Here is a 6,005-nt window from a genome sequence, read left to right as displayed (position 1 = left end):
ACTTCGACTTCTTCATGCAGAGCTCCTTGGTGGGGAAACTCTACTTCTGACTGGCTCGAATTAACGAGGACGCTTCAGTACGAAGGAACTGCGAGTAGTGCGCCAGGACACCGGCCCAGGCCCGGATGTCGCTCTCCTCGGCTCCCCGATACCGAGGTAGATGGATAGTCTGTTGTCTTCCTACCAAGTGAGGCGCAAGGAGCAGGAGATCCAAAATTTCGTAGGAGCCCGAAAGAACCAGTTTCACGCCTGCCGCGTTAGCTAGACACTTCCAAGAATCGAGCACGCGAGCGGCAGCTTCGTTCCCTCCTGCCACGTACTGCACGTGGTGCGCTTCGTCGATCACAAGAACTTCAGTACCACGGTGTCGCAACGCGGATTCAAAGGCTGCACGCAGCGAACGTTCGGGTGTGCGGTGGATGAGCTGCTCCCGCCGTGGCTTGTAGGAGCTGGTCTCGGCAGGGTCAAGGTCTTCGACATCTTTCCCGTAGAAGGGATGATGGATCGCTTCCAAGCATCGCGCCATGAAGTCTTTGGTCGAAAAAATGCCACTCGGACCTGCGTTTTCCGCCTCCACACAGATAACAGGCATTCTCCCAGCCGCATTGGGCCTAGCGCCAAGATGAGCGCCGATGGCTTCGCGGAGCATTCGCGTCTTGCCCCATCGCGACGGCCCTACGAGCGGGATGACCTCGCCCATGCTTATGGCATGTATGGCCAGGTTCATTTGATTGGACGCCCCCATGAAGCGGGGATGCTGCACGCAAGTTTCCTTGATGCGAGCGATGGCATCTTCGATCCAGTTCGCGCTCATTTCGACCAGGCCTTGGATGTTGGAACAGCAACCTCGCTGAGCATTGCAAATGCATCCGCGGGAGCCGCGGATGGCGTGCCCGACCCTGCCTCGGCAGCCTCTGCGGCGTGTTCGATTCGGCGAGATGCATCTTCCTTGCTAGTCTCTTCCCGTCGCCTGACGTGGGCCACCAAAAGGCGCTCTGCGTCCGCTTTCGCGAGCTCGCGGATGTCACCGCAATCCATGAGGATGGCATTTGAGGCAGCCATGCCGCAGGCATCCTGCAAGCTGTGCCTCGGTGCGTGTGATGCGAGCGCTGTGATCCACTGACCGCCCATCAAGGCATACAGCCTGAACGGATCCTCAGGATCATCGCGAACGTCGACCTTCTTTCCGAGTGAATGGGCGCTCAGGTCGGGATGCCAGAAGTGAAAGTCACCCTTGTGGATGCCGGTGCGAGGACTGACCTTATATCTACCGCTTGAGTCCACGGCAGTTCTCACGACGAACAAGTCGTCGTAGGTGACTTGAACCCCCGCGATTTGCAGCCCCTGCAGCGCGTTAGCTCTTAGAACCCGAGGGCATTCCGACTCCCCCACCAGAGGCCGTTGGTCTTGCCACAACGAAAAGGCGGCGAAGTCCTCGTAGAAGGCTGTCAGGTCCATGCATGGCAGGCGCTCCGGCTTGTGACTTGAGGAAACAGACCGCACTTCGTCGAGATCGACCAAGTTTCCTGGTCTCAGCGTCAGCCACTGCGTCTTAAAGATGTTGAAAAGACCCTCTGCTTCCGAGCCGTAACGGGAGTGACTGGTCGGGCGCTGTACCAGATCGACTCCCAGATCTGCGAACAGAGCAGCGAAATAGACGCTGCGGAAGTCCGCGCCCCGGTCGACGATAATTTGTTCTGGCAGCCTGCCGTGTGCGCGAACGCACTGTCGTATAAGAACGGCGCATTGCCGACGACTAGGAGCACGGAAGCTGACCCAGTACGCAAGCACCTCCTTGGTGCAGCAGTCTCGAAGCACGGTCAACCAGGGACGTTTTACATAGCGGAAGCCGTTTGCTTCCAGTACCACACAAAAGATCTTGCACAGGCAGTGGTCGGCCGACGCGAGTTCGAAAGGGCGTGTCGCGCGGAGCTCTCGGCTCGACACCGGCGTGGGTGCCATGTGGGCATTGTGCGTGCGCAACCCACCACGACCATAAGCGAGCTCTGCCTCAAGCGATTTGAGGATCTTGCGGAAGGTCGGCTTGCTCACGATGGGCGACTCTGGATGTGCGGCCTCCCCACTTTCTCTGTAGAGGGAGTACAAAGCGCGCCTTGATGGGCGGTTTAGGCCCCATGCTTCTTTGATAAAGGCGCGACAATGCTCCAGCACGTGAGCTGGTCGCTTGGCCAGCCGGTTGCCCGAGCGATCATAGCGAGGCGTCAAAGAGGCAAGTGGTGGGATGCCCTCGGCCAGACCCGACTCCACGCGGTGGCGCCAGCGTCGAGCAGTCGCGCTGTCCTCTCCTTGCTCCAGACGCTCCTGCATGGAGATAGCACGCTCAAGGTGTGCCTCGCGGGGGGACAGTACCGCGGTAACAGGCGCGCCCAGCTGCCCTTTCGGATCGATCCGAAGAAACGACAGAGCATCGACAACATCCCGCCGCAAGCACGACTGTGAGAGCGCAACGCACACCGTTGCAGGCTCCACCAGAAGCGCGTGATCGATGTCTGCCTGCAGGCGTCGGTGAGCTACGAGTGCTATGAGAGCACTGTGCTCATGAACCCCTAAATCTTTCGCCAGGTGCTGCAGCGATAGCGCTGTGCGGCGCCTCAACACCACCTCACAACGCTCAAGTAGCGCCTCTGAGAGCGGGAGTTCAGCACGCGCCTTGATCAAAAGCTTGAGATTCGCCGCGCGCACGGCATGTGCGGCACTGATCGCCACAACTTCGTGAACAAGGCCCATCGCTTCAAATGTTCGTGTAGCGGATAAATCGAGGTATCGCTCGCCTTGCTTGATCCAGTCGGGGCTCCTCTCCACAAGCGCGTCGAGCTGCTCGGCTAGCTTGACCTGGACGACCGATATGGCCCCTGTGTGCTTGAGCACCAGGAAGTCGGGGTAATAGGCACAAAGGCGCTCTCCCCGCTTGGTGGTGCGGCGTACATCAACCTGAGGTGGTTGGTCGAAGAATGCTTCGATCTGCTCGTCCCATTCGAGTTCGAGCGCGTATCGATATTCGCCTGTGCGGCTCTCACACGCGATCGCTTTGCCCATCTTCCTTGATTGGAAATCGGTCACGACGCACGGATAGCCAGTTTGGCCAACAGCCCTGGCAGGTGCAGCCGCTGCGGACCTCAAATAGTTTGCTTGTGGATGCTTTAGGTCGAATCGTCGGATGAACCGCTCGATGTCGGAGAGGCCGTACGCCATAGGAAGCTCCTGCCGATAAATGTTCGCGCGCGGCATGCTTCGCCCACGGGAACGCAGGCCGTGGGGCAGCCGGGCTTGATCGGTATGGGGAAGGCGGCGTAGGATGAGCCTGCGAGCCAATCGCTAGCTGTACGACTAAACCCCGGCGCCAACCGGGGTTTTTTCGTTTCCGTGCCGTCAGTGCTGGGCCCTATGTCATGGGGCTACCTCCGTTAACGCTTTCCTCGAGGCGCGATAGGTAGTCGGCAAGCGCTCCGGCGCTAGCGAACAGCCCCCTTCGAGGACCAATGCGGAACATGCGGATCGGTAACTGTCCACGATTGTGTGCCTTTCGTGCTGCCTGGGCGCTTGGGTAGCGCAACACTTCGGCGACCTCTTCCAATGTAAGAAGCTGGCCGTATCGCTGAGTGAGGCTATTGAGGAGATCGGCAGGGGCGGACATGAGAAGTACTAGACAGAGCGTGGCAGTCACGCTGAGTATCTCTTGGATCATCTCCAGTCCGCTGTGTCAATTTCGGGCTTGCGAGGCAGGTCATTTCTGACACACGAAGAGGCGCGGCCGTGTACAAGTCCATTGGAGACATTCTCAGGACGTGGACTAAGACCTCCTTACGTACTCAACCTCTACGAGATCTGCGAGGGAGGGTGTGGCTCAACTACGCGTTGCATCAGAGCGAGCTAGACCTTGGAGAATTTGCCGAAGCTTACGTCGCGCGTGGCAGGGCTCGAAGCAACCTTGTTTGGAAGTGGCAACACGGCTTAGCTAGCCCATCAAAGCTTTCGGTAGCCGCAATTGAAGAATCATTGCCAGGCACTCGTTGGGTGTATGACCTTCCACTTTGGGAGCTATTACGGAACGAACCGATGAGCCTCCAGCGCCTCAAGACCATGGTTAACGAACTGACCGCTGAGCGAGGTGTGCGTGCATGGTGGTTTCCGGGCGATGATGCTCGAATCGAGCAACGTTGCGTCCCGATTGCGCTATACCCCGACACCGACCAGCTCGTTGCCCGCAATGACATATGGGGCCTGGTTGGTTGCGTGTTGAGAACGCGTCTATGTGAACAAAATCGAGCCGAAGGCGAACACACATCTGTGTCGATGAACATGTTCCGAGCGCTGCCCGGGGCCTTGAAACTCCCCGGGCTTCGGCCATATGCCGAAGAGCTGTTCGCTTCGTTGAACGCTGTGCGTGCCAGGGTAGCTCTGTCATTATTGCTTTACGACGTCGATATCGACGTCGTCCTTCGCCAAGCCGACGATCCGACGCATCAGCCATGGCGAGAGTGTCGCAAAAGAGACCCCGAAACGCTCCGGTTCGTGGATATCGAAGACCCGGTTCTTCCAGCAGAGATTATTGGCGGCTTTCAAGCTCGAGACCGAGTGATTCGTGCTGAAGCTAGAAGCGCTGCACGACGAAGCCGCATATCGAACTAGCTCATTAGGCATAACCGCATACGACGAGTCTGGGATCACAGGATTTGCGCGCATGGTTTCCATCGACCATCGACCAGGCCAGTAGCATCCTGGATGCTGGAATCAACAACGTGACGGATCTCTTTCTCGACTGCGAATGGGCAGATGTGCTGGCCAGCGAGCTGGTGTCAATTGGCCTGGTGTCAGCCGATCTACGCCACACGTTCTACGCTGAGCGTGATCTCCTGCCCGCCGCCCCAACGCCGTTTGTGCGCGTCGCCGTGTACCCCTTACTGGAGCGTGGTGAAGCGGCCATGTCCGACGCCCTTCTAACTCGACGCCTCCGGACATTCCTCGCGACGGTCCCGAAGCCATCTATCGGCTATGACTCACCTCACGATCGCGCACTTTGCCAATTCGTACTCGATGGCATGGATGAACCGAGCCCCGAAGGCCCAAAGCCATCGAGCCTCCAGTGGCAACACCTCGAACTGGATGCTGCTCGTGAGCGGTGGTGGCGAGATCACCCAGAACATCAATTGCAGCGACATCACGCCCGCGTGGACGCGTTGGCTTTGCGCGGTGCTTGGCTAAGCCAACGGAAATGTGAACCGTGAGTCGGATCTTCTTCTGCATCCACCATAGGTGGCCTCTGTCGCAGGCTGTGCGACGGCATTGATGGATGCTGACGCTGACCTCGGCATGTTTCCAAAAGTGATACGCTGCTCCCATGGCCCTTCCTTCCCGCCACCGTGGACGAATAGCACGAACCTGCCACTGAACTGCGCAGTTTCGTGCTCATTTCCTCGTCCCGGACTCGGACCTTCCTGAAAACAAGGCCGTGATCTATAGGTTGGCTCCGTAGATGCCAACCTCCCGGGACATCAACGCCGGATGTCCACATGTCCAAGCCATATCCGTCTGCGTCAGACCATGACGCCTCTGTCGCATCATGCGCGGCAATTCTGCCACCTCTCAAGCAACTGAAACGTCGCGGAATGCACTGCATCGCCTCGCTCACGGACGTTCTGGCACTGGAGCAGCGCGTCGTCCAGCCCCAAACCACAAGAGGAACGCGTGATCAGTTGAGTCACGCTTTGAAATCCCTCACGCGCCACCCCATGGGATGGCGCGCCCAGGTTCGGGTGCGTCAGACCTTCCCGGATCTTCTAGCTAGCCTATCGAGAGATTTTCCTCATTTTTCTACGGTGATCGACTACATCGGCGCGATGGCCCACCTAGCCCGACGCGGCGATCGAGCTTTCTTTCTTCCGCCAATGTTATTGGTTGGCACACCGGGCGTGGGGAAGACATTCTTCGTTGAACGGCTGGCTCGAACGTTGAGTGTGCCTTACGACGAAGTCCACATGGAGACC

The 6,005-nt window shown here is 58.4% G+C and carries 5 protein-coding genes; 3 read left to right on the top strand and 2 right to left on the bottom strand.

Annotation, left to right across the window (positions count from 1 at the left end):
• Positions 1-40: 40 nt before the first annotated feature.
• Both PCA_RS01135 and PCA_RS01130 read right to left on the bottom strand, forming a co-directional pair.
• Positions 41-814 (bottom strand): ATP-binding protein, encoded by a 774-nt coding sequence (locus PCA_RS01135; protein WP_181300280.1) that lies wholly within the window; start codon positions 812-814, stop codon positions 41-43.
• On the bottom strand, positions 811-3,213 hold the full coding sequence (locus PCA_RS01130; RefSeq protein WP_181300279.1) for a DDE-type integrase/transposase/recombinase: 2,403 nt from the start codon (positions 3,211-3,213) through the stop codon (positions 811-813). The genes PCA_RS01135 and PCA_RS01130 overlap by 4 nt, the downstream gene beginning before the upstream one ends.
• An 864-nt stretch (positions 3,214-4,077) precedes the next feature.
• On the opposite strand from PCA_RS01130, the gene PCA_RS01125 reads away from it, so the two are divergent.
• The 3 genes from PCA_RS01125 to PCA_RS01115 form a co-directional block, all read left to right on the top strand.
• Positions 4,078-4,650 (top strand): hypothetical protein, encoded by a 573-nt coding sequence (locus PCA_RS01125; protein WP_181300278.1) that lies wholly within the window; start codon positions 4,078-4,080, stop codon positions 4,648-4,650.
• Between the two features lie 110 nt (positions 4,651-4,760).
• The gene (locus PCA_RS01120; protein WP_181300277.1) at positions 4,761-5,246 is read left to right on the top strand and encodes a hypothetical protein; all 486 of its coding nucleotides are present in this window, start codon (positions 4,761-4,763) and stop codon (positions 5,244-5,246) included.
• 285 nt (positions 5,247-5,531) lie between these two features.
• Positions 5,532-6,005: ATP-binding protein (locus PCA_RS01115; protein WP_219918441.1), on the top strand; the 474-nt coding region annotated here is incomplete at its 3' end.

Source organism: Rhodanobacter sp. PCA2 (assembly GCF_013620825.1).
Taxonomy (GTDB): domain Bacteria; phylum Pseudomonadota; class Gammaproteobacteria; order Xanthomonadales; family Rhodanobacteraceae; genus Rhodanobacter_A.
This window is presented reverse-complemented; position numbering and strand designations above follow the sequence as displayed.